The sequence below is a fragment of the Sulfitobacter rhodophyticola genome, from assembly GCF_041281685.2.
Taxonomy (GTDB): Bacteria; Pseudomonadota; Alphaproteobacteria; order Rhodobacterales; family Rhodobacteraceae; genus Sulfitobacter.
The window spans coordinates 545604-569968 of the sequence record NZ_CP166251.2 but is presented as its reverse complement, the minus strand read 5'-3'; the positions used below and the strand labels follow the sequence as shown (position 1 = coordinate 569968).

At 60.1% G+C, this 24365-nt stretch carries 25 protein-coding genes; 12 read left to right on the top strand and 13 right to left on the bottom strand.

Translation table 11 applies throughout. The annotated features are described in order from the left end of the window. Positions 1 to 27: 27 nt before the first annotated feature. The 6 genes from sdhA to AB4X18_RS03760 all read left to right on the top strand — a co-directional run bounded on the left by sdhA (position 28) and on the right by AB4X18_RS03760 (position 5006). A complete protein-coding gene (sdhA, locus tag AB4X18_RS03785; RefSeq protein ID WP_370402350.1) occupies positions 28 to 1833 on the top strand; it encodes a succinate dehydrogenase flavoprotein subunit in 1806 nt (601 codons plus the stop codon). A gap of 37 nt (positions 1834 to 1870) precedes the next feature. Beyond that, on the top strand, positions 1871 to 2167 hold the full coding sequence (locus AB4X18_RS03780; RefSeq protein WP_370402349.1) for a hypothetical protein: 297 nt from the start codon (positions 1871 to 1873) through the stop codon (positions 2165 to 2167). Positions 2168 to 2170: 3 nt separating this feature from the next. Continuing rightward, positions 2171 to 2977, top strand: a complete 807-nt coding sequence (locus AB4X18_RS03775) for an FkbM family methyltransferase (RefSeq protein WP_370402348.1) — start codon at positions 2171 to 2173, stop codon at positions 2975 to 2977. A 78-nt stretch (positions 2978 to 3055) separates the two neighbouring features. Beyond that, on the top strand, positions 3056 to 3835 hold the full coding sequence (locus tag AB4X18_RS03770; protein ID WP_432817102.1) for a succinate dehydrogenase iron-sulfur subunit: 780 nt from the start codon (positions 3056 to 3058) through the stop codon (positions 3833 to 3835). A 52-nt stretch (positions 3836 to 3887) separates the two neighbouring features. Further along, the gene (locus AB4X18_RS03765; RefSeq protein WP_370402347.1) at positions 3888 to 4106 is read left to right on the top strand and encodes a hypothetical protein; all 219 of its coding nucleotides are present in this window, start codon (positions 3888 to 3890) and stop codon (positions 4104 to 4106) included. Between the two features lie 54 nt (positions 4107 to 4160). Beyond that, positions 4161 to 5006, top strand: a complete 846-nt coding sequence (locus tag AB4X18_RS03760; protein WP_370402346.1) for an urea carboxylase-associated family protein — start codon at positions 4161 to 4163, stop codon at positions 5004 to 5006. Here AB4X18_RS03760 and deoD read toward each other — a convergent pair. From deoD to AB4X18_RS03740, 4 genes are all read right to left on the bottom strand, one after another. Further along, complete coding sequence (gene deoD / locus AB4X18_RS03755) at positions 5003 to 5713, bottom strand: purine-nucleoside phosphorylase (RefSeq protein ID WP_370402345.1); 711 nt, start codon at positions 5711 to 5713, stop codon at positions 5003 to 5005. The two genes, AB4X18_RS03760 and deoD, sit on opposite strands and share 4 nt — an antisense overlap. A 117-nt stretch (positions 5714 to 5830) precedes the next feature. Further along, positions 5831 to 6163 carry an H-NS family nucleoid-associated regulatory protein gene (locus AB4X18_RS03750; protein ID WP_370402344.1) on the bottom strand — a complete coding sequence of 111 codons (333 nt, stop codon included), beginning with the start codon at positions 6161 to 6163 and terminating at the stop codon, positions 5831 to 5833. 81 nt (positions 6164 to 6244) lie between these two features. Beyond that, positions 6245 to 8215, bottom strand: coding sequence for a methylmalonyl-CoA mutase family protein (locus AB4X18_RS03745; protein ID WP_432817406.1), 1971 nt, complete (start codon positions 8213 to 8215; stop codon positions 6245 to 6247). Positions 8216 to 8342: 127 nt separating this feature from the next. After that, on the bottom strand, positions 8343 to 8930 hold the full coding sequence (locus AB4X18_RS03740) for a GNAT family N-acetyltransferase (RefSeq protein WP_370402343.1): 588 nt from the start codon (positions 8928 to 8930) through the stop codon (positions 8343 to 8345). Between the two features lie 71 nt (positions 8931 to 9001). Between AB4X18_RS03740 and AB4X18_RS03735 the strand changes: the two genes are divergently transcribed. From AB4X18_RS03735 to AB4X18_RS03710, 6 genes are all read left to right on the top strand, one after another. Continuing rightward, on the top strand, positions 9002 to 10411 hold the full coding sequence (locus AB4X18_RS03735) for a 1-acyl-sn-glycerol-3-phosphate acyltransferase (RefSeq protein ID WP_370402342.1): 1410 nt from the start codon (positions 9002 to 9004) through the stop codon (positions 10409 to 10411). A 118-nt stretch (positions 10412 to 10529) separates the two neighbouring features. After that, a complete protein-coding gene (gene ccrA / locus AB4X18_RS03730) occupies positions 10530 to 11810 on the top strand; it encodes a crotonyl-CoA carboxylase/reductase (protein ID WP_370402341.1) in 1281 nt (426 codons plus the stop codon). Positions 11811 to 12180: 370 nt separating this feature from the next. Continuing rightward, complete coding sequence (locus AB4X18_RS03725; RefSeq protein ID WP_370402340.1) at positions 12181 to 12900, top strand: helix-turn-helix transcriptional regulator; 720 nt, start codon at positions 12181 to 12183, stop codon at positions 12898 to 12900. 171 nt (positions 12901 to 13071) lie between these two features. After that, positions 13072 to 13707 (top strand): acyl-homoserine-lactone synthase, encoded by a 636-nt coding sequence (locus AB4X18_RS03720; RefSeq protein WP_432817101.1) that lies wholly within the window; start codon positions 13072 to 13074, stop codon positions 13705 to 13707. Between the two features lie 41 nt (positions 13708 to 13748). Beyond that, positions 13749 to 15290, top strand: coding sequence for an ATP-dependent DNA helicase (locus AB4X18_RS03715; RefSeq protein WP_370402339.1), 1542 nt, complete (start codon positions 13749 to 13751; stop codon positions 15288 to 15290). Further along, complete coding sequence (locus AB4X18_RS03710; RefSeq protein ID WP_370402338.1) at positions 15287 to 15982, top strand: SDR family oxidoreductase; 696 nt, start codon at positions 15287 to 15289, stop codon at positions 15980 to 15982. The genes AB4X18_RS03715 and AB4X18_RS03710 overlap by 4 nt, the downstream gene beginning before the upstream one ends. Positions 15983 to 15984: 2 nt before the next feature. Here the strand turns inward: AB4X18_RS03710 and AB4X18_RS03705 are convergent, their stop codons facing one another. The 9 genes from AB4X18_RS03705 to AB4X18_RS03665 form a co-directional block, all read right to left on the bottom strand. After that, positions 15985 to 16743, bottom strand: coding sequence for a TIGR02186 family protein (locus AB4X18_RS03705; protein ID WP_432817100.1), 759 nt, complete (start codon positions 16741 to 16743; stop codon positions 15985 to 15987). Beyond that, positions 16743 to 17657 (bottom strand): sulfite exporter TauE/SafE family protein, encoded by a 915-nt coding sequence (locus AB4X18_RS03700; protein WP_370402337.1) that lies wholly within the window; start codon positions 17655 to 17657, stop codon positions 16743 to 16745. Before AB4X18_RS03700 ends, AB4X18_RS03705 begins: the two co-directional genes overlap by 1 nt. A 103-nt stretch (positions 17658 to 17760) precedes the next feature. Continuing rightward, complete coding sequence (locus AB4X18_RS03695) at positions 17761 to 18729, bottom strand: ABC transporter permease (protein WP_370402573.1); 969 nt, start codon at positions 18727 to 18729, stop codon at positions 17761 to 17763. Then, positions 18729 to 19838, bottom strand: a complete 1110-nt coding sequence (locus tag AB4X18_RS03690; protein ID WP_432817099.1) for an ABC transporter permease — start codon at positions 19836 to 19838, stop codon at positions 18729 to 18731. The genes AB4X18_RS03695 and AB4X18_RS03690 overlap by 1 nt, the downstream gene beginning before the upstream one ends. A 1-nt stretch (position 19839) precedes the next feature. Beyond that, entirely contained in the window at positions 19840 to 21459 is a 1620-nt protein-coding gene (locus AB4X18_RS03685; protein ID WP_370402336.1) for an ABC transporter ATP-binding protein, read from the bottom strand. Further along, complete coding sequence (locus tag AB4X18_RS03680; protein WP_370402335.1) at positions 21460 to 22455, bottom strand: BMP family ABC transporter substrate-binding protein; 996 nt, start codon at positions 22453 to 22455, stop codon at positions 21460 to 21462. It lies immediately after the preceding gene. 140 nt (positions 22456 to 22595) lie between these two features. Further along, on the bottom strand, positions 22596 to 23015 hold the full coding sequence (locus AB4X18_RS03675; protein WP_370402334.1) for a GNAT family N-acetyltransferase: 420 nt from the start codon (positions 23013 to 23015) through the stop codon (positions 22596 to 22598). After that, positions 23012 to 23722: a tRNA (adenosine(37)-N6)-threonylcarbamoyltransferase complex dimerization subunit type 1 TsaB gene (gene tsaB / locus AB4X18_RS03670; RefSeq protein ID WP_432817098.1), complete on the bottom strand. Its 711-nt coding sequence runs from the start codon at positions 23720 to 23722 to the stop codon at positions 23012 to 23014. Before tsaB ends, AB4X18_RS03675 begins: the two co-directional genes overlap by 4 nt. Beyond that, on the bottom strand, positions 23715 to 24275 hold the full coding sequence (locus AB4X18_RS03665) for a NifU family protein (RefSeq protein ID WP_370402331.1): 561 nt from the start codon (positions 24273 to 24275) through the stop codon (positions 23715 to 23717). Before AB4X18_RS03665 ends, tsaB begins: the two co-directional genes overlap by 8 nt. Positions 24276 to 24365 lie beyond the last annotated feature (90 nt).

The following is a 24365-nucleotide window of genomic DNA, read 5'->3' as shown; positions in this document are numbered from 1 at the left end:
GTTACATTCCTACGGGGAGACTGATTTATGGCCGCATATGAGTATGAAACCCACGAATATGACGTGGTTGTTGTGGGCGCTGGCGGTGCCGGACTGCGCGCGACATTGGGCATGGCAGAGCAGGGGTTGCGCACGGCGTGCATCTCCAAGGTGTTCCCGACGCGGTCCCATACAGTGGCAGCGCAGGGTGGCATTGCCGCTTCGCTGTCCAACATGGGCCCCGACAATTGGCAGTGGCACATGTATGACACGGTCAAGGGTTCCGACTGGCTGGGTGATACAGACGCGATGGAGTATCTGGCGCGCGAGGCCCCCAAGGCGGTCTATGAGCTTGAGCACTACGGCGTGCCGTTTTCGCGCACAGAAGAGGGCAAGATTTACCAGCGGCCCTTTGGCGGGCACACCACCGAATTTGGTGAAGGCCCACCCGTGCAGCGGACATGTGCCGCCGCCGACCGGACAGGGCACGCGATCCTGCATACGCTTTATGGTCAGAGCCTGAAGCAGAAGGCCGAATTCTTTATCGAATACTTCGCGATTGATCTGATCATGTCGGAGGACGGCGAGTGTCAGGGCGTCCTGTGCTGGAAGCTGGACGATGGCACGATGCACCTGTTCAGCGCAAAGATGACCGTTCTGGCGACAGGCGGCTATGGGCGCGCGTATTTCTCCGCCACATCCGCGCATACCTGCACCGGCGACGGCGGCGGTATGACAGCGCGTGCGGGCCTAGCCTTGCAGGACATGGAATTCGTACAATTCCACCCCACCGGGATTTACGGCGCGGGCTGCCTGATCACCGAAGGCGCACGGGGCGAAGGTGGGTACCTGACCAACTCCGAAGGCGAGCGGTTCATGGAGCGCTATGCGCCGACCTACAAGGACCTTGCCAGCCGCGATGTTGTTTCACGCTGCATGACGATGGAAATCCGCGAAGGCCGCGGCGTGGGGGAGAAGGGGGATCACATCCACCTGCACCTCAACCACCTGCCACCCGAAACGCTGGACCTGCGCCTGCCGGGTATCTCTGAATCTGCGCGTATCTTTGCGGGTGTGGACCTTACGAAGGAGCCGATCCCAGTGCTGCCGACGGTGCACTACAACATGGGCGGCATTCCGACGAATTACTGGGGAGAGGTGCTGGCACCGACGAAAGACAACCCCGATAATGTCTCACCCGGTCTGATGGCCGTGGGGGAGGCGGGTTGTGCCTCCGTGCACGGGGCGAACCGTCTGGGGTCCAACTCCCTGATTGATCTGGTGGTCTTTGGCCGTGCTGCCGCGATCCGTGCGAAGGACGTTGTGGACGCCGAAGCCCCCGTGCCCACGCCCAGCAAGCGGTCGGTCGAGGCGGCGTTCAGCCGGTTCGACGGATTGCGCTATGCCAAGGGTCACGTGCCCACCGCCGAGCTACGCCTTGAGATGCAGCAGACCATGCAGGCTGATGCCGCTGTCTTCCGCACCGACAAGACACTGGAAGAAGGCCGGGAGAAGATGGTCGATGTGGCGGGCAAGCTGGATGATCTCAGCGTCACCGACACCTCACTGGTGTGGAATTCCGACCTGATGGAAACGCTGGAACTGACCAACCTGATGCCCAACGCGGTGGCCACGATTACGGCGGCGGCGGCGCGCAAGGAAAGCCGGGGTGCGCATGCGCATGAAGATTACCCCGACCGCGATGATAAGAACTGGCGCAAGCACAGCCTGATCTGGTTCAAGGGGAACGAGGCGTCTCTGGGCTTCCGGGGTGTTCACCTCAAGCCGCTGACCAGCCATAACGAAGGCGGGATCGACCTGAAAAAGATCGCGCCCAAGGCACGGGTCTACTGACGCGATGCGGTTTGCGGCTTTGATTTGTGGTGCGTTGATGCTCACGGGCTGTGTCGAGGTACAGCAGGCCGTGGACAATACCGCGCGGCAGGGCGCCAAGGGCGTGGTGGCCGAAACGCTGGCCACCCGTTTCCCGCAAGTGCCCAAGGAACTGATCACGCCGTTTACCGATTGCATCATCGACAATTCAACCGCTGTGGAAATCCGCGAATATGCGCGCGCAGCGGTTATCGGCGTTGAGGAAACCACCGTCACGACCGTGCGCAATGTTCTGTCACGGTCGGAGACAGTGCAGTGCCTTCAGACCAACGCGCTTCAAAGCGGGATCACTTGAGCGATGAACGCGGTCGCAGTTTCCCACCAGACGCCGATTGATCCGCAAGTCAACGCCGCCGCGCTGCGCGCGGTGTTTCAGGATGCGGACAAGCCCACGCGGCAGAAGCTGGTGCCGATCCTGCCGCCCGAGGTGGTCGAGTTTGCTGGTGTGCGGCTCTATGTCGATCCGCGTGACAACTACACTGACCGGCGCATCTGGCTGGATGGCCAACCGCCGGAGATGGCATCGCTGATGGCGCTGGTTGATCTGGTGGAAGGGCGCAATGTCTTTGTGCTGGATATTGGGGCGAATTGCGGTGCCTTCGCAGTGCCGCTGGGCATGGCGGCGGGCCGCGGCAGCCGCGTGGTCGCCTTTGAGCCGAACCCGGCGATGATCGGGCGTTTGGGCCACAACATCAGTCTGAACGATCTGGGCGACGTGATCCGTGTCGAAGGCTGCGCGCTGGGCGCGGAGCCGGGCGAAGGGGTGCTGAACTTCCGGTCACGCAATTTCGGGCAAGCATCGCTGATGCCGATCCGTCAGCAGGTTCGGGACGGCGGGACGCTGGTGCCGATCCGTCGTTTGACCGATTTTATTGAAGAGGCCGCAGACCACGAATTCTCCCTCCTCAAGATCGACGTGGAAGGGGCCGAGGTTGCCGCCCTTGACCCGCTTCTGGATGCTGGCGGCTGGTTGCCTGATGCAATGCTGATAGAGACCGTGCACAAGGACGACTGGGACGTCGATCTTGTGGGCAAGATACTGAATTTGGGCTTTGACGTGACGTTGGAAGCCGATGGAAATACGCTTTTTACCCGCAAGGGCTAAGCGCAGGAAACAAAGCCCCTCAGCCGGGGGCGGTAAATGGGACCGGTGGCACAGCGCCACCAAGACAGGAGACGCGAAATGGTACAGCTGACGCTCCCCAAGAATTCTCGCATGACGCGGGGCAAGACATGGCCGAAGCCCGAGGGCGCGACCAACGTCAAGGAATTCCAGATCTATCGCTGGAATCCCGACGACGGCAAAAACCCGTCCATCGACACCTATTTTGTCGACATGGACACCTGCGGCCCGATGATCCTGGACGGCCTAATCAAGATCAAGAACGAGATTGATCCGACGCTGACGTTCCGCCGGTCCTGCCGGGAGGGCATCTGCGGCTCCTGCGCCATGAACATCGACGGGATCAACACGCTGGCCTGTACCTACGGCGTGGAAGAAGTGAAGGGCGCGGTGAAGATCTATCCGCTGCCGCACATGCCCGTGATCAAGGACCTGATCCCGGATCTGACCCACTTTTATGCGCAGCACGCCAGCATCCAGCCGTGGCTGGAGACGGAAACACCCGCACCCGCGAAGGAGTGGAAGCAGTCCACCGAGGATCGCGAGAAGCTTGACGGGCTTTATGAGTGCATCATGTGCGCCTGCTGTTCGACGTCCTGCCCCAGCTATTGGTGGAACGGTGACCGGTATCTCGGGCCGGCGGCCTTGCTGCATGCCTATCGCTGGATCATCGATTCACGTGATGAAGCAACCGGAGAGCGGCTGGATGAGTTGGAAGACCCGTTCAAGCTTTATCGTTGTCACACGATCATGAACTGCGCCAAGACCTGCCCCAAGGGGCTGAACCCGGCAGAGGCGATTGCCAAGATCAAGAAACTGATGGTCGAGCGGACCGTCTGAGCCTGACAACCCCGCCGCCCTGCGATTTGCAGATGCGGCGGGGCGTGGTGCCATGCCTCTTCTGATTGCCTTCATCATCGCTGTGGTGGTCGTTGCCATCTACGCCCGCAAAAATGCCGCTACGCGGGCGTGCCGCTGGCGCGAAGACCGTTCGGGCAGCAAGGGCACACTGATCAAGTACAATTGCGTAACCTGCGGGGCGGAGGCGTTTCGCAGCACCGGTAAACCGGATCGCTGCATGTCTGGGCAGGGCGGCAAGGGCAAGCTCTGATCCGCTTTACAGCGCGCGGATGCTCCGCCACTTTGCCCGGTAAAGGAGCATACGATGACCACACCTCCGACAGACGCCGACGCCCGCCGGGACGTGCCGCCTGTGATCTGCTATCCTGTGGAGAGCCTGCCGCAGCCACAGATGGCGATCTATACCAAGGCGCGGGACGGCCTGACGAAGGTGGATGAAGTCATGGTGGCCCCGCGTGATGCCGCGACGTTCAATGCCCCCGCGGGACATTTCTTTCGCATCACCTCCGTTGAAGGGCCGCAGGTGGGGGACCTGAACCTTTGGCATGCGGGTGACCTGAGCGAGCGTTTCTACACCGGCAAAACCCGCGCGCTGCATGGCACGCACGTCACCACTGGGCAGCAGATGTGGTCGGCCTTCCCGCACCTGCGCCCGCTGGCAACCATCACCCATGATACCTTGGGATGGTACGGGATAGACCGCTTCGGCGGGTCCGTGCATGACGTGATCGGTACCCGCTGTGATCCCTATACCCATAATCTGCTGAAAGGCGGGCAGTATCATCACTGCTGCCATTCCAACCTGACACGCGCACTGGCGGATTATCTGGGTGTTTCCCTTGCAGAGGCGGAGCCGCACATCCACGACGTGCTGAATGTCTTCATGTGCACCGGGTTCACCCGCGACACGGGCCAGTATTTCATGAAGGCCAGCCCGGTGCGCCCCGGCGATTACATCGAATTCTTCGCCGAGGTCGATCTGCTGGGCGCGCTCAGTGCCTGTCCCGGCGGGGATTGTTCGTCCGAACATTCGTCAGATGTCGCTGCCTGTCATCCGCTGCTGGTGGAGGTGTTCAAGCCTGCTGACGGCGCTTTGCAGGGGTGGTCGCCACCCGCTGCCAACGGCTACGACAGGACGCACGGGCGCTAGGCGTCGGGGAACGCTGCTTGCAGGGCGATCTCAACCATATCGCCGAAGCTGCGCTCGCGGTCTTCTGAAGGCAACGCCTCGCCGGTTTGCAGATGGTCCGAGACCGTCAGCACCGCCAGCGCACGGCGACCATGGCGCGCGGCAAGGGTATACAGCTCCGCCGCTTCCATTTCGACGCCCAGAATACCGTGGCGGACCATCTGTTCGTCCAGATCGGGGCGTTCGGCATAAAAGACGTCAGAGGAATAGATGCCGCCGACATGGGTTTTGGTTCCCTTGGCTTCCGCCGCCTGAACTGCAGCCTTGAGCAAAGCCCAATCGGCACAGGGGGCAAAGTTCATTTCCCTGAAAATGCCGGACGACGGGGAGGTAATCGTGGTCGCCGTCATGGCGATGATCACATCGCGGATACCGACATGTTTCTGCATGCCGCCACAGGAACCGATGCGGATCAGCGTCTGTGCACCGTATTCCGCCATCAATTCGTTGGCGTAGATCGACAGTGATGGCATCCCCATGCCGGACCCCTGGATCGTGACGCGATGACCCCGCCATGTTCCGGTAAATCCGAGCATGCCACGCACTTCGTTGACCAGCTTGGCGTCTTCCAGAAATGTCTCTGCGGCCCATCCGGCGCGGTATGGATCTCCGGGCATGAGAACGGTCTCGGCAATCTCACCGGGTTTCGCGCCGATATGAACTGTCATGGTGTCCTCCGCTACGGTTTGGGCAAATCTGCCCGTCGCAGGGGATCAGGGCAAGCAGAATTGGCAAGATGTAGGTTTCTCGCTAATTCAATTCCGAATTGAATTTACCAAGCCAATTCAGATTTTCATATCGTCAGGCGAAACACCCTTTTCAACCGCAGCGCGATACCAATTCGGCTGACGGCCTTTTCCAGTCCAAGTCATTTTCTTATCGGCTGGATTGGCGAATTTCGGTTTTGACTTCACTACGGCCTTCTTGGATTTTCGGCGCTGCTTGGGCGCGTCTTCGGATAAGTCGTCAAGAGAAAAGCCAAATTCAGCCGCCGCACGCTCTGCCGCCTTGCGGGCCTTGCGCCGATCGCGGGCTTGCGCGTTTTGCAGGGCCTTCTTTACTTCCGTTAAAAGCTTTTCAAGCTCTTTTGCGGACATTGTTTTCAGATCTTGAGCCAAAACAGGGTCTCCTTATAGGAAGCTATTAATCGGCTCTACATCAAAACCTTTCGATGTTAAATATCGAAATTTCGATTGGTTTTATTCCGCCGCAACCGCAGCGGGATCGGCGAGCGTGACAATATCCTGCATAATTGTATTCAACTCAAAATCCTTGGGGGTATAGACCCGCGCGACGCCCATTGCCTTCAATCGCGCCGCATCATCGTCGGGGATAATGCCGCCGACAATGACCGGGATATGGCCCAGACCCTCATCCCGCATCTGGGCGATCAAATCCTCCACCAACGGGATATGGGAACCTGAAAGGATTGAAAGGCCAACCACGTGCGCTGCGTCGCGGCGCGCGGCCTCGACAATCTCGGCCGGGGTCAGCCGGATGCCTTCATAAGCGATGTCCATGCCGCAATCCCGTGCGCGCACGGCAATCTGTTCAGCCCCGTTGGAATGACCGTCAAGGCCGGGCTTGCCCACAAGGAATTTCAATCGGCGGCCCAGTTTGTCGCTGACCGCGTCAACGGCGTTGCGCAAGTCATCCAGACCTTCGGTCTTGTTGGACTGGCCTTTGCCAACGCCGGTGGGGCCCCGGTATTCCCCATGCACCGCGCGCATCTGGGCGGCCCATTCCCCGGTGGTTACCCCTACTTTCGCCGCCACGATGGAGGCTGGCATGACATTGCGTCCTTCTGCCGCCGCCGCGCGCAAATCGGCGAGTGCGGCTTTCACGTCGCCTTCGTTCCGCTCCGCGCGCCATGCGTTCAGACGGTCGATCTGTTCTGCCTCGACGGCCGGGTCGACCACCATGATACCGCCATCGCCGGTCATCAGCGGCGAGGGTTCCCCCTGCTGCCATTTGTTCACGCCGACCACCACGGTTTCGCCCGCTTCGATCCGGCCAAGACGGTCCGAATTGCTTTCGACCAGACGGCCTTTCATATAGTCGATGGCGTCAATCGCCCCGCCCATGCCATCAAGCAGTGCCAATTCGGCGCGCGCGCCTTCTTTCAACTCCTCAACCTTCGCATCGACCGCCGGATTGCCGTCAAAAAGATCGTCGAATTCCAGCAAATCCGTTTCATACGCCAGGATCTGCTGCATCCGCATCGACCACTGCTGATCCCAGGGGCGCGGCAGGCCAAGTGCTTCGTTCCACGCGGGCAATTGCACCGCGCGGGCGCGGGCTTTCTTCGACAGGGTCACCGCCAGCATTTCGATCAGGATGCGGTAGACGTTGTTTTCCGGCTGCTGTTCGGTCAGACCCAGCGAATTGACCTGCACGCCATAGCGGAAGCGCCGATATTTCGGGTCTTCCACGCCATAGCGTTCGGCGCAAATTTCATCCCAAAGGTCGACGAACGCGCGCATCTTGCACATCTCGGTGACAAACCGGATACCTGCGTTCACGAAGAAGGAGATACGGCCCACCAAGGCAGGAAAATCCGCCGGATCAACGCGGGGCTTCAATTGATCCAGCACCGCCGTTGCGGTGGCCAGCGCAAATGCCAACTCCTGCTCCGGTGTCGCACCGGCTTCCTGCAGGTGGTAGGAACAGACGTTCATCGGGTTCCATTTGGGCACGGAGGTATAACAATACTCCGCCACATCCGCGATCATCTTGAGCGATGGGGCAGGGGGGCAGATATACGTGCCCCGGCTGAGGTATTCCTTGATCAGATCGTTCTGCACCGTGCCCTGAAGCGCGCTGACATCCGCGCCCTGTTCTTCAGCAACGGCAATATAGAGGGACAGCAGCCAAGGTGCTGTGGCGTTGATCGTCATGGAGGTGTTCATCTGATCCAGCGGAATGTCCTTGAACAGCATCCGCATGTCGCCCAGATGGCTGACCGGCACACCGACCTTGCCAACTTCGCCTCGCGCAAGGACGTGATCGCTGTCGTATCCCGTTTGCGTCGGCAGATCGAAGGCCACGGACAGCCCCGTCTGGCCCTTGGCAAGGTTCGATCGATAAAGCGCATTCGACGCCGCAGCGGTGGAGTGGCCCGCATAGGTCCGGATCAACCAGGGGCGGTCTTTGTTCGGCTGGGGCATCAGGCTCTCCGTGAATCGTTTACGTAACAATATTGCGCTTGGGCGTTTTTAGGCGAAAGATTATACCAGTGTCAATTCGCTGCGGCGCGGCATAGGCGCTGGATTGCGCGATCTTTACGCCATCCTTGCGTCATGCAAGATCACAAAGCATTGTCGTACTGCTGGCAAAGCCGAAGATGTACGTCAACGGCCCCATTGTCTGTGTTCCGACCGGGACAAACCCCTGCCGTTCGTAAAGCGCCCGCGCCCGTGGGTTGGTATCGATGACATCCAGCCGCACCGCTGTCAGACCCTGTGTGCGAGCGGTGTCTTTCACAGCGTCCAGCAAGGCGGTGCCAAGGCCCGTTCCCCGCGCCGCCTGATCCACACAGATGCCATCCATAAGCAAGACGTCGGGGGCCAGTTCCCGTTCCACCAGTGCCAATAGAGGTGCCCGCCAAAGCACCGACAGCAATCCATAATGTGCTGCCAAACTGCGCAACGATCCTTCGGTGAGCGCGCCTTTGCTGGTTTTGAAACCCGCCAACCCGGCGATCCGTCCCGCCGGGTCGCGCGCAACGAGGGCGAAGTCGGGGTGCATGTTTTTCGTTAGAAAGGCGATGGCACGCTCGGGCGGCCCCATGACGATACGCAGTTTCGCGGCAAATGCCTCCCAATAGAGTGCCGCGACGCGCGGCCGCTCCGCGTCAGAGAACCCCAGCGAAATGTCGTGGTGCAAATCTTGCGTCCTTTTGCCATGTCCTCACTTTGATATTGTCCTTGCGCCACAGCACTGCAAGGGTGCGCGTCATGACGCAGACCGTTCAACTGCCGCTGTGGCTTTTTATCCTGATCGTGCTGTTTGCCGCAGTGACGGCGCTAAGCCATTTCCTGCTGCCCTCGGTGCGCTGGTTCTTTCGCCGCCGGTTCGAACGCGCGGTGGAGAAGTTGAACACCCGGCTCAAACGCCCCATCCAGCCATTCAAGCTGACCCAGCGGTATGACATGGTGCAGCGCCTGATCTATGATCCGGAGGTGTCGGCAGAAATTGCCAATTACGCCCGCGAACACGGCGTGCCCGAAAACGTCGCCTTTCAGAAAGCCGCTGAATACGCGCGGGAGATCGTGCCAAGTTTCTCAGCTTTCGCCTATTTCAGCTTTGCCATGCGGGTGGCGAAGGTTCTGGCTGAAGCAGTATATCGCATACGGACTGGCAGGCAGAACGATGCCGTTTTTGCATCCATCCCGTCGGATTCCACGGCTGTATTCGTGATGAACCACCGCAGCAATATGGATTACGTGCTTGTGACGTACCTCGCGTCCAAGACATCGACCCTCAGCTATGCGGTGGGTGAATGGGCGCGGGTTTGGCCGCTGTCCTCGTTGATCCGGCTGTGGGGGGCGTATTTCATCAGACGCCGGTCGCGCGGGGCGCTTTATCGGAAGGTGTTGTCGCGGTATGTGCAGATGGCGACGAATGGTGGCGACACCCAGGCGTTTTACCCTGAAGGCGGGTTGAGCCTGACAGGGCAGTTGCAGCCGCCCAAAGTCGGATTGCTCAGCTATCTGGTGGATGGGTTCGACCCCGAAGGTGAACGCGACATCGTTTTTGTCCCTGTTGCGATCAATTACGACAGGGTGCTTGAAGACCGCGTGTTGATGGCGGCGCACGCGCGCGGTGACCGGCGTTTTGGCGCGCGCATATCCGTTGTCGTCGCGTTCATACTGCGCAAGTTCTGGCAGCGGCTGCGCGGGACAGATACCCGTTTTGGGACGGCCGCCGTGGCGTTCGGGGAACCTGTCAGCATGCGTGCCTACGGCAAGGTCGAAGATGTGGATCAACTGTCGATGGAGTTGATGTCGCGGATCGAAGCGGTGATGCCCATTCTGGGTGTGCCACTGGTCGCCACGGCACTGAAACGTGATGGCCCGCTTACGGGACCTGGTCTGGAAGCGGCGCTGTCGGATCTTCTGGCGCAAATGCCGGAGGGTAATGTCGCCATTGATACCGATGCAATGGCAAAGGAGGTCGCCCGCGCCTGTCGCCACATGCGGCAGCATGGCCTGATCGAGGAGCGCGATGGCGCATGGCACGTCATGGAGGGGCAGGAGAAAGCAGTACAATTTTATGCCAATTCCATCGCGCACTTTTTGACGCAGGGTAACAATCCTGCGAATGCTGCGGATGCAAAGCAACTTTCTGCACCTGCGGGGTCATAAAGTTACAAAACTGACCCTTGTGGTGTTGCTTTATTTCGTGTCGCCCCATATTTGAGGTCAGGCGATCTGATTCTGCATCGCGGCACACGGCAAGAGATCAAGTTGATAGGAGGCCCGCATGGCACTCGACACGACCATCGCGCAGTACGACGCACCCGAAAAGGACCTCTATGAGGTGGGCGAAATGCCCCCGATGGGTCATGTCCCAAAGCAGATGTACGCCTGGGCCATCCGCCGCGAACGCCATGGCAACCCGGACAGCGCGATGTTGCAGGAAGTCGTTGAAGTGCCAGAGCTTGACAGCCAGGACGTGCTGGTCCTCGTGATGGCGGCAGGCGTAAACTATAACGGCGTCTGGGCGGCCCTTGGGCAGCCCATCAGCCCCTTTGATGGCCACAAGCAGCCCTACCACATTGCAGGCTCGGATGCCGCAGGGATCGTTTGGGCAGTCGGTGATCGTGTGACCCGCTGGAAAGTGGGTGACGAAGTGGTCATTCACTGCAACCAGGACGACGGCGATGATGAGGAATGCAACGGCGGCGATCCGATGTATTCGCCCTCCCAGCGGATCTGGGGATATGAGACACCGGACGGATCGTTCAGCCAGTTCACCCGCGTGCAGTCACAACAGTTGATGCCGCGTCCCAAGCACCTGACGTGGGAAGAGGCAGCGTGCTATACACTGACGCTCGCCACCGCTTACAGGATGCTGTTCGGCCATGAACCGCATGACCTCAAGCCCGGCCAGAACGTACTGGTCTGGGGCGCGTCGGGCGGTTTGGGTTCCTATGCGATCCAGTTGATCAATACGGCGGGTGCCAACGCGATCGGTGTGATCTCTGACGAAAGCAAACGGCAGTTCGTGATGGATCTGGGTGCCAAGGGCGTGCTGAACCGCAAGGACTTCAACTGCTGGGGGCAATTGCCCACGGTGAACACCCCCGAATACGCCGAGTGGTTCAAAGAGACTCGGAAGTTCGGCAAGGCGATATGGGATGTCACCGGCAAGGGTGTGAACGTGGACATGGTGTTTGAACACCCGGGCGAGACGACGTTTCCGGTGTCCAGCTTCGTCGTGAAAAAGGGCGGGATGGTCGTGATCTGTGCGGGCACGACCGGTTTCAACTGCACCTTCGACGTGCGTTACATGTGGATGCACCAGAAGCGCTTGCAGGGCAGCCACTTTGCCCACCTCAAGCAGGCCGCTGCTGCCAACAAGCTGATGCTTGAACGGCGTCTGGACCCCTGCATGTCCGAAGTCTTCAGCTGGGCCGACCTGCCCGAAGCGCACATGAAGATGCTGCGCAACGAACATAAACCCGGCAACATGTCGGTGCTTGTCCAGGCCCCGACGACCGGTTTGCGGACGCTGGAAGACGCGTTAGCCGCCCGGAATTAACCTTCCCGGGCACAGAATGTGCGTTCAAGATGCCGCGAATCAGCACAGGGTTCGCGGCATTTTGTTTGCCAAATTCCACCATCCATAGAAATCAGCACCTTATAAATCCTGCCTTCCCCATTTCGGGGGAGTGAAAAGCGGTGAATTTATGGCACTAATCAACACATGCTAAGGTTGTGTTAACCAGTCGTTAACCATTTGAAAGTGAGGCTGCTAATGCGCAGTGAGTGGATCCTGGACGTTCTGTCCGACCTGAAGAACTATGCCTTGTCAAATGGCCTGCCCGAGTTGGCCGAGCACCTTGATGATGCGTCACTGATCGCGCTGACAGAAATCTCCTCTCAGCAAGAGAGGATGCAGAGGCAGACAGATGGCGGAGATAAATCAACTGGAGTCTATCCTGGAGGCTTTGGAGCAAGCTGACGCGCTTGCAGGACTGCAGACGGTGACGGAGAGTTTGCAGGTCCATTACAATATCGAACATATCGCCTATCACTGGGTGGACAGCAAAGGCGATCAGGCGGGATGCGGGACCTATTCCCTTGCGTGGCAGGAAAGGTATATGGCGCAGGAATACCTGCGCATTGATCCCGTCATAAGCGGTTGTTTCCAAAGGTTTCACCCGGTTGAATGGAAACAGCTGGACTGGTCATCGCGTGCCGTGCGCGCCTTTGCCGAGGATGCAGCGGCGCATGGGATCGGCACGCAGGGGTATTCGGTGCCGGTGCGGGGACCAAACGGTCAGTTTGCGCTGTTCACGGCCAATCATACCTGTGGTGACGACACATGGGCCCAATTCATTGAAACGCACCGTCGTGACATGATCCTTTTCGCGCATCTGATGAATGAAAAGGCGCTGGAACTTGATCCACACCGCGCGCAGAAAACGGCACAGGCGCTGTCCCCGCGAGAAGTTGATGCGATGACCTATCTGGCGATTGGCTACAGTCGCGCGCAGGTAGCAAATGAGCTGTCCATTTCCGAGCATACATTGCGGGTCTATATTGAATCCGCCCGTTTCAAACTGGGTGCGCTCAATACAACCCATGCGGTTGCCCGTGCGCTGTCACAAGGTCTGATCGTGGTCTGAACATGCCGCCTCGTCCTGTGCCTCATCAATTTCCCGAATGCCCCCCTGCGTTTTCGCGGATCTGCGCGGTGTTGCCAACTTTGGGCAAGCAGCGCGCGTTATGTTCGGTTGTTCTTAGAAGTGTTCGTGTCTGGCTACGGGGGACTTCACCCCAGCCGGAGACCTTATCACATGCTGCGCTACCTTTACGCCGACCAGTTGCACCGTCATCCCACCCTCGCACATGCGATGTTTCGCGACCGTGCGGACCAGTTCAAGACGCGACTGGGATGGGAAGTGGAGGTGGACGCGCAGGGCGAAGAGCGGGATGAATACGATGCCCAAAACCCGCTTTACGTGATCTGGGAGACCCCTGAGGGGGGGCACGGAGGCTCCATGCGGTTTCTGCCCACCACGGGGCCTGTGATGGTCAACGATCACTTCGACCACCTGTTGCAAGGTCCGGTGTGCAGCCCGATGATCTGGGAATGCACGCGGTTTTGCCTGACGCAAGGCGCTGGCCCGTATGTGGCGGCGGCCTTGATGCTGGGCGGCGGGGAGATCATGCAGGGCTTTGGGGTGGAGCATTTCGTGGGTGTCTTCGATGCGCGCATGGTCCGGATCTACCGCATGATCGGCAGTTCACCCGAGGTACTTGGCGCGCAAGGCGAAGGCCGCGACAGGATCAGCGTCGGGCTCTGGGCGTTCGAGAAGGACGCGCAATCGCGGGTCGCTGCACGTGCCGGGATCAGTGCCGCGCAGTCACGCGCCTGGTTTGATCGTGCCTTTGGACAGACACCGCACATTCCCTTCGCCAAAACCGGCTGATCGCGCTGGTCCCTCTGGTGCTGCTCCCCTAATGTCGGGCCATGAACAGTACCGCGATTGCATATTCCGACGATCAGGCCACCGCCCATGACAGCGTGGCGGAAATGCTGCGTTCCGCCGGGATCGACCTTGAAGACAGCCTGCTGATGCCGCCGCGTGACAACGCCGATCAGGTGATGGCCGTCACGGGCAAGGCCGGGTCGGGCAAGACACTGCTGCTGGCGGAGCTGTACAAGGCGCTTGAAGGGGCAGGGGTCGAGGTCGTCTCGGGTGATTATGAAAGCCGCAAGCGCAAGGACAAGCGCACGCTGGCGATCCTGGCACCCACCAACAAGGCCGCCAGCGTTCTGCGCTTGCGCGGTGTGCCTGCGACCACGATCCACCGCATCCTTTATACGCCCGTCTATGATCCGGAATACGAGCGCATCGCCGAATGGCTGGCCGGAAATGGGGAACGGCCAGAGATCGAGGGGCTGACCGAACTGGCGCTGGACCGGGCGCATGCGTTCTATCAGGGCAACAAGTCCATGCCCGGCGCGCTGGCAGCCGCCGGTCTGCGCGGCAGTGATTTCATCACCGGCTGGAAACGGCGGGAAGAACCGCTTGATATCGGGTTTGTCGATGAAGCATCGATGCTGGATGACAAGCAGTTCGAGGACCTCAAGGAGATCTTTCCGACACTGCTGCTCTTTGGCGATCCGGCGCAGTTGGCGCCGGTGAACCAATCGGGCACGATGGTCTTCGAAAAGCTTCCTGAAAAGCGGGTCCTGACCCTAAACCGCATCTACCGTCAGGAGGCGGATAACCCGATCCTTGACCTGGCCCATGCGCTTGCTGATCCCGCACTGGGTTTTGAGCAGTTCGAGCGGATGATCGAAGAAGCTGCTGCGAAGGACGACCGTGTCGTCTGGGGCCAGCGTGTGGAAGTGGACCTGATGGCCCGCTCTCCGGTTCTGGTCTGGCGCAATGCCACGCGCATCCGTCTGATCAACGCTTTTCGCAACGTCCATGGCGCGCCGGAGGATGCGCTGCTGGCGGGGGAGCCGCTGATCTGCGACGGCATTGAATTGCCGCTCAAACACCGCAAGAAGCGGCTCGATCTTGAGGCGCGCGGCCTGATCAAGGGCGCGCAGGTGATCTTTCTGGGGGAGGGACGCAAGCCGGGGTTCAGCCGGTTGCATGTCATGGGGGCGGAAGATCCGCAGGTCAGCGCGGCATCGATCGTGAAGATCGAAAAGCCGGACGAGGAAGAACCGTTCATTCCTTTCGCTGCCCGCATGGGGGCAACGTTCCTGCACGGTGCGGCGGTCACGATCCACAAGGCGCAAGGCAGCCAGTGGGAGACGGTGCAGGTCTTTGCGCCCGACCTCTATGCCGCCGCCCGTATGGGCCGTACGGAGGCCGGACAGCCGCTGTGGAAGCGCCTGGCCTATGTCGCCATCACACGGGCGCAGGATCGCCTGATATGGGTGGTGCGCAATCGTCTGGCCAAACCAAGTGGTCCGCTGGTGGTCGATGACCTGCGCCGCGCAGCACCGGCACCGCTGACGCTCGATCCGACTGAACCTGAGGATTTCGCATGAAGAGTATCATCATCACCGGTGCTAGTTCCGGTATTGGCCGGGCCACGGCAGAATTGTTCCTGCGAGAGGGATGGCGGGTTGGCCTGATTGCAAGGCGCGCCGCGATGCTGGAGGAGATGGCGGCACTGCATGACCATGCGGTCGCTCTGCCCGCGGATGTGACGGATGCCGCTGCGATGGCGAGCGCATTCGATGCCTTCGGCCATATCGACGTGCTCTTTAACAATGCGGGTATGTTCGGTCCCTCCGCAACGATAGATGAAATCGCGCTAGAGGACTGGGCGCAGGTTCTGTCGGTCAATGTGACCGGCATGTTCATCGCGGCGCAACTTGCCTTCGCCCGGATGCGCACGCAGGGTGGCGGACGGATCATCAACAATGGATCGCTGTCCGCCCATGTGCCACGTCCGGGATCGGTCTGCTACACCACCACCAAACATGCCATCACCGGTTTGACACGGACGCTGTCGCTGGATGGCCGGGCGCATAACATCGCTTGTGGTCAGATCGACATCGGCAATGCCGAAAGCGCGATTGTAGCCGCGCTCAAGGACAGTAACCCGGATATGGAGACGATGGACGTGAGCAACGCGGCTGCCTCCGTCCTTCACATGGCTGGCATGCCCGTCGGTGCCAATGTGCAGTTCCTGACCGTGATGGCGACGAACATGCCCTATATCGGGCGCGGCTGAACCTAGCGGCGGAACGCGGTGAACACCGCGGATGCGCCCCAGCCTGCCGCAATGGCAATCGCCAGCGACATCAGCCCGTACAGAAACGCATTCTCGCGCGACAGGGTGAACAGCCAGCGTTCCAACCCGACCTTGCGCACGAAGATGCTTGTCTCGTATTTCGACACTACTTCGCGCCCCCGTGTGAGGAAGATGCGCGTCACATAATCCCCCTCGGTCAGCGCGGCGGGCAGTTCGATTGCCGTGCGGAACAGGGTCTGCTCGTCCACGCTTATGGTGCCTTCGTTCAACTGGTACTGATTTGTATCTTCCTTGATGCGGACCAAGGCCTCGGTGAAGCTTCTGGCGTCGCGGATGGTGTCGGGTGCGTCGACGGATCGGATTGCCCTGTTGATGGAGATGCGATGGCGCAGGTCTTCCGTATCGCTCAGCGACAGGCCCAAAAGGGTGCTGGTCGACACCGCGTAAAAGCTTGGCGCCTTGTCGACCTCCAGTGCGTCGGTATTGACCCAGATGCCCATGCGCTTGGCCTTGCGGCGGACCATGATCGGCTCTGATGGGCCGGCGACCGTGATGATGACTTGCAGGCGCGGATCGTCGGGAATGGGTTCTTCGCGTTTCACTGCGCCGAAGATCAGGATTTCGGACCCGTCAAAGCTTGTGTTGATCGATACCTGATCGCTGGACAATCCCAGCACGACTTCTTCTGCAATTGCGGGCAGGGCCGCAAGAAAGGCCAGCGTGATCAGCAGGGCGCGCATCAGTGGCCCCCCGCCGCACCAAGCGTATAAAGCTCGGACGGCTGCAGCAGCAGATCAAGGGCCAGTTTCCCGCAGACCGCCAGCACCATCAGCGCCAGCAGGATACGCAGTTGTTCCGCCTTCATCTTGACGCCGATGCGGGTGCCGACCTGCGCGCCAATGACGCCGCCCACCAGCAGCAGCACGGCAAGCACCACATCGACGGTATAATTGGTCGTGGCGTGCAGCATCGTGGTGAAGGCCGTCACAAAGATGATCTGGAAAAGCGACGTGCCCACCACGACCTTGGTGGGCATGCCCAGCAGGTAGATCATCGCGGGCACCATGATGAAACCGCCACCGACACCCATGATTGCCGCCAGAATACCGACGGCAACGCCGACAATCAGCGGCGGAATAACGGAAATGTAGAGGCCAGACACCCGGAACCGCATTTTGAACGGGAGCCCGTGGATCCAGTTGTGCTTTTTGCGCGGGGGCGCTTTGCCCTTCTTGGTATTACGGATCGCACGCAGGCTTTCGATGAACATCAGCCCACCGATCACACCCAGAAAGACGACATAGCAAAGCTTGACCAGCAAATCGACCTGACCCTGCGCCTTGAGATAGTTAAAGACCACAACCCCCAGTGCTGCGCCGATCAGACCCCCGATCAGCAGCACCGTGCCCATCCTGAGGTCCACCGTCTTTCTCTTGAAATGCGCAAGGACGCCTGAGAAGGAGGAGGCGACGATCTGGTTCGCTTCGGTCGCCACGGCCACCGCTGGGGGGATGCCGATGAAGAACAACAGGGGCGTCATCAAGAAGCCGCCGCCAACCCCGAACATGCCGGAAAGGACGCCCACCAGGCCACCCAGTCCCAAAAGCAGGAAGGCGTTGACCGAAACTTCGGCGATGGGCAGATAGATTTGCATGGCACCCCTTAACGTAACTGTGGCTCTCAAATCAACTATCGTCGCTGCTATGCAGCAAATCGGACTGCGACAGGGCCGAAACTGGACTCATCCGTTGGCTCGTTCAGCGTTCCTTCACATAAGGCTCACCACCCGCACGTGGTGGAATGGCCTTGCCGACAAAACCTGCCAGAATGATTACCGTCATGACGTAAGGCAGCGCGCCCAGCAGTGCGCTTTGCACTTTGATGCCGATGACTGCTTCGATCACGTCGGGCCGTGTTTCCAGCGCACCGAACAGGCCAAACAGCAGTGTCGCCCAAAGCGCATACCAGGGCCGCCACTTGGCAAAGATCAGCGCGGCCAGCGCGATGAACCCGCGCCCGGCCGACATGTCCTTGACGAAGCCTGCCTGCAAGGCCGTGCTCAGGTAAGCCCCAGCCAAGCCGCACAACACCCCGCAGATGCCGACAGCCACGTACCGCAACCCCACGACTGACACGCCCGCCGTATCCACCGCTGCAGGGTTTTCCCCCACCGCGCGCAGGCGCAGGCCGAACCGGGTGCGGAACAGGATCCACCACGTCAACGGCACGGCAAGCAGCGCCATGTAGACCAGGATCGGATGCCCGGAGATCAATTCGCTGTAGATCGGTCCAAGGATCGGGACATCCGCAAGGGCCTCTGCGCCGGGCAGCGTAATGGGTTCGAACCGCGCCCCATCGCCCAGTTGCGGCGTGCGACCGCCTTGCCGGAACCAGTCCTGCGCAATCAAAACCGTCATCCCGGCTGCAAGGAAGTTGATGGCCACGCCGGAGATCAGCTGGTTTCCCCGAAAGGTAATCGACGCCACCCCGTGCAGCGCGCTCAGCAGCAATGACGCGCCGATCCCCGCCAGCAGGCCAAGCCACACGTTGCCTGTAATGGCGGCAAGTGCAGCAGAGAAGAAAGCCGCCGCCAACATCTTGCCTTCAAGTCCGATATCGAAAATACCCGCGCGTTCGCTGAACAACCCCGCAAGGCAGGCCAGCAGCAATGGCGTGGCCAGCCGCACGGTGGAATCGAGCAGTTGGATCAGCGTATCAAAATCCATTATTCCGCCGGCCCCGCTGTCTTGCTTCGGCGCCTCGCAAGAAACATCCGCTCCAACGGCATCCGTACCATGTTGTCCAGCGCGCCGGTAAACAGGATCACCAGCGCCTGAATGACCACGATCAACTCGCGCGGGATCGAGGTCCAAAGCGCTATTTCAGCGCCTCCCTGATAGAGGAACCCGAACAGGATGGCGGCAATCACCACGCCCAAGGGATGACTGCGGCCCATCAAAGCTACGGCAATCCCGATGAACCCCGCCCCTTCGGTCGAATTCAGGATCAGCTTCTCGCTCTCCCCCATCACGGTGTTGATGGCCATCAGACCCGCCAGCCCGCCGGATATCAGCATCGCGACCATGGTGATCTTGACCGGGTTGATGCCCGCGTATTTCGCCGCCTGTTCGGAATGCCCGAAGGCGCGGATTTCATAGCCCAGCCGGGTTTTCCACATCAGCACCCAGACCCCCACCGCGCAAACCAAAGCGATCAGGAATGTGACGTTCACACTGTCGTCCTTGGACGCCTTGATGCCCATGCCCGTCAGCATCGAATTGAGCGTCGGCAGGTCCAGATGCTGCGCAAACCGGGCACTTGAAGGGTCTGATTGGCCAATAGGCTTGAGGAATTCGTTGATCAGATAGATCAGCAGCGCGGAGGCGATGAAGTTGAACATGATCGTCGTGATCACGATATGACTGCCGCGTTTGGCTTGCAGATACGCCGGGATCGCCGCCCATGCCGCCCCGAACAGCGCCGCCATCAAGGTGGCAGCCACCAAGCCAATCGACCAATGCGGCCAGCCGACATAAAGCAGGGCATAGGCCACGCCCAGCCCGCCCAGCATCGCCTGACCCTCGCCCCCGATGTTGAACAGCCGCGCATGGAAGGCGACCGAAACCGCCAGCCCGGTAAAGATAAAGTTCGTCGCGTAATAAAGCGTATAGCCCCATCCGCGCACCGACCCCAGCGCCCCTTCGATCATCAGTGATGCCGCGGCAATCGGGTCTTCGCCAATGGCAAGGATCACCAGCGCAGAGATGAGGGCCGCCATCAGGAGGGAGATCAGCGGGACAAGGACCACCTCGGCCCATTTTGGCATGACGTCCATTCTAGGTCTCTCCTGTCCCGGCGTGGGCCAAATTCGCCTCGACCTCTTCGATCGAATGGGGCGCGTCCGTATCGGTGATCCCGGCCATCAGCAGACCGAGTTCCTTTTCGTCAGTCTCGGACGGCAACCGCTCTCCCATGATCTGACCGTCGAACATCACCGCGATGCGGTCGGACAGGGCCATGATCTCGTCCAGTTCCACGCTGACCAGAAGGATCGCCTTGCCCTGATCGCGCAGGGCGATGATCTGCTGGTGAATGAACTCAATCGCTCCAATGTCCACACCGCGCGTGGGCTGACCGACAAGTAGCAGGTCGGGATTGCGCTCAATCTCTCGGGCCAGTACGATCTTCTGCTGGTTGCCGCCCGAAAAGTTCTTCGCAGCGAGCGTGGCATCCGGCGGACGGACGTCGAAACGGGCCATCTTTTCCGCCGTGTCAGCACGGATCGCCGCATTGTTCATCAGGATGCCGGACCGATACTCCGGCGCGTCATGATAACCGAAAGCGGTGTTTTCCCAAGCCTGATAGGCCATGATCAGCCCTTCGCGCTGGCGGTCTTCGGGCACATGGCTGATGCCGCGCGCGCGGCGGGTCTTGCCGTCGGCTTCGCGCCCCGACAAATCCAGCGGCTTGCTGTTCAGCGTGATCTGCCCGGTGCCCGTGGCATAGCCGCCCAGCACCTCCAACAGTTCCGATTGCCCGTTGCCCGCAACCCCGGCAATACCAAGGACCTCACCCGCGCGGACCTGCAGGTTGACGCCGCGCAGGCGTTCGACCTTCTTGTCATCGAAAACATGCAAGTCCTTGATATCCAGAACAACCTCGCCCGGTTGCGCCGGTTGCTTGTCAACGCGCAACAGGACCTTGCGGCCAACCATCAATTCCGCCAGTTCCGCCGGAGAGGTATCTGCCGTCTTGACCGTCGCTGTCATCTCTCCCTGCCGCATGACGCTGACGGTGTCTGTGATATCCATGATCTCGCGCAGCTTGTGGGTGATCAGGATTATCGTTTTTCCTTCGGACCTGAGCCGCCCCAGAATACGAAACAATTGATCCGCTTCCGCCGGGGTCAGAACGCCCGTGGGTTCATCCAGAATGAGGATATCCGCCTGACGATACAACGCCTTGAGGATCTCCACCCGCTGCTGCATGCCGACGCCAATGTCCTGCACCAGCGCGTCGGGTTCCACGTTCAGGCCGTAATCCTTGGCCAGATCCACCAGCGTCTTGCGGGCCTTGGCCAGCGACGGGCGCAGCATTGCGCCATCTTCCGCGCCAAGGATGATGTTCTCAAGCACAGTGAAATTCTCGACCAGCTTGAAGTGCTGGAATACCATGCCGATTCCTGCGGCAATCGCGGCTTGACTGTCGGTGATGTTGGTCTTCTTGCCGCCGATGAACACCTCGCCCTTATCGGCTTTATAGAAGCCATAGAGGATCGACATCAACGTCGACTTGCCCGCGCCGTTTTCCCCGATGATCCCATGGATCGTGCCGGGCATGACGCGGATTGAAATGTCCTTGTTGGCCTGCACCGGGCCGAAGGCCTTGGATATGCCCTTCAACTCGATTGCCGGTGCGGCAGTTTCCTGCCGCACCGCTGTCGTTTCAGGTGCCACTTAGAAGCTCAGGGCAGGGCAGCTGTCGTCGGACATGTAGTCGTGCACGGCGAGGGAGCCATCAGCGATCTTGGCTGCAGCATCGTCTACCGCTGCTTTCATATCGTCACTGACGAGCGGTGCGTTGAATTCATCCATCGCATAGCCCACGCCGCCATTGGCGATCCCCATGACGTTGAACCCTTTTTCCATTCCGGGGCCGTCCTTGAACGCCTGATAGACCGCATTGTCCACGCGTTTCATCATGGAGGTCAGAACCTTGCCGGGATGCAGGTAGTTCTGGTTGCTGTCCACACCGATGGACAGGATGCCCTCATCCGCCGCTGTCTGCAGAACACCCACGCCGGTGCCGCCCGCAGCGGCATATACCACATCCGACCCTTGGCTGATCTGCGCTTTGGTCAGTTCAGAACCCTTCACCGGGTCGTTCCAGGCGGCGGGCGTTGTGCCTGTCATATTGGCGATCACCTTGATGTCAGGGTTCGCCGCCATCGCCCCTTGCGCATAGCCGCAGGCGAATTTCCGGATCAGGGGGATGTCCATGCCGCCAATAAAGCTCACGGTGCCGGATTCGGATGCCTTCGCGGCCATCATACCGACAAGGTAGGAACCTTCGTGTTCGTTGAAGACCACGGAACGCACGTTGGGCTGGTCCACAACCATATCAATGATCACGAAATCCGTATCCGGGTAATCGGCGGCAACCTGACCAAGTGCATCGCCAAAGGCGAAGCCAACCATCACGACCGGGTTGGACCCGCTTTCAGCAAAGCGGCGCAGGGCCTGCTCCCGCTGGGCTTCGGACTGCAGTTCGATCTCGCGGAATTCACCGCCTGTTTCATCTGCCCAACGCTGCGCGCCGTTGAAGGCGGCTTCATTGAAGGATTTGTCGAACTTGCCGCCAAGGTCGAAGATCACCGCCGGATCGGCAAGGGCGGCACCTGCGCCGAGGGCCAGCGCGGCCGTTGCGCCCATCATTTTTTTCATAAGGGTCATGTGTTGTCTCCCAGGTTTCATATGTTGGGGCGGGGCGCTTGAAGGGCCACCTGCCCAAGATCCAAAGATCGCAGCAATTTAGGGGGCAGGGAGGGGGCAGGGTCAACCGCTTTTATGGGTGAACCTGTGGATAACCGTAATTAACCTTTGGTTAATGCGAGCTTCATGATCACCGCATCGACACGGGGTGTGTTGGGGCGGGCGTAGTATTCAGGTCGCCGGGCCGCCTCCGCAAATCCGAGTTTGACGTAAAGGGATTGAGCCGGGAAATTGTCCGCCGCCACGTCAAGCAACGCGGTATCCGCCGTGCATCCAACCTCCGCCAGCCAGCGTCGCAACAACCCTTCCGCTATGCCTTTTCGATGATGCGCCGGATCAACGGCAACCGTCAGCAATTCCGCTTCGCCAGCGACCAACCGGGTCAGGGCAAAGCCATGCGCAGCGCGAAAAAGCGCGACATGGGGAGAGCCAATCAACCCTTCAATCTCCGCAGCGCTCCACGGGCGGCTGACGGTGAAAGCGGCCCGGTGCAAGCGTGCAAGATCTTCCGTATCCGTCACGCCAGTATCGCAGGGCCCGGATCGCGTGCCGGGGCTGCATCCGGGGCTTTGACGTACTGCGGGGCGGGGCGGGGCGGGAACGCGGTCGCGTCACGGTATTTGAATTCGGCTATTTCAGCCATGCGGCCCGGATCGGTGGTGTAGCTTTCGTCAATTCCGGTGGCGTCGAAATGGGAGGCAATTTCCGCCGCGCGGTGTCCACGGATTTCCATGCCACCTGAAAGCTGAAAGTCCGCTGGCGGGTCGGCCGGGTCAATCAACAGACCACTCTGGCTGATCAGCACACCGCCCATGTTTGCGCCTTGTACAAAACTCATGTCACGGGGGGCCGGGACAGAGATCAGCGTGCCTGCGGGCAGGGGCGAATACCCATGCGCCAATTCAAACTGGTTGATCGCAAAAACAGGGATGCCAAGCGCCAGCCCAAGCCCCCGCGCCGCTGACACACCAATCCGGATCCCGGTAAAATTCCCCGGCCCCACCGCCACGCCAATCACGTCGACATCGTCCCACGTCCAACGACAGTCGGCCAGTTGGGTCTCAAGCAGGGGAAACAGCGCCTCGGCCTGCCCGCGCGCCATGTCGTGCACAGCCCCGCCGGAGTAGCTTTCCGTAGCCCAACCCACTGAAACAAAAGGCCCGGACGTGTCGAACGTCAGGACCTTTGGCCATTTTTTCTTACCGTCAACGAACGCCGTGTCAGGCAATCGGGCGCACCTCTGTCACCTCAGGGATGTAGTGCCGCAGCAGGTTCTCAATCCCCATCTTCAGCGTCAGTGTCGAGGACGGGCAGCCCGCGCAGGCGCCCTGCATGTGCAGATAGACAATCCCGCGATCAAAGCCGTGGAACGTGATGTCGCCACCATCCTGCGCCACCGCTGGACGTACGCGACTGTCGAGCAATTCCTTGATCTGACCCACAATCTCGCCATCCTCTCCCTCATGCGCGGCATGACCGGAGGTGGGCGTGTGATCGGCAGCCATCACCGGCTGGCCGGACTGAAAATGCTCCATGATCGCGCCCAGCAACGCTGGCTTGATGTGATCCCACTCCACCGCTTCGGCCTTGGTCACCGTCACGAAATCGGTGCCAAAGAAAACGCCCTCAACGCCGTCGACCCCAAAGAGCCGCGTTGCCAGCGGAGAGCCGTCGGCGGTATCGGATGTCGGAAAGTCCGCCGTCCCCATCTCCAACACGGCTTGTCCGGGCAGGAATTTCAGGGTGGCGGGGTTTGGTGTGGATTCGGTCTGGATGAACATGGCGCGTCCTTCATTGCTTACCCTTTGATATGTCGATTGCGACCTTCAAAGTCAAGAGTTTGGAATGATTCTAAATCTGTCGATGCAGAA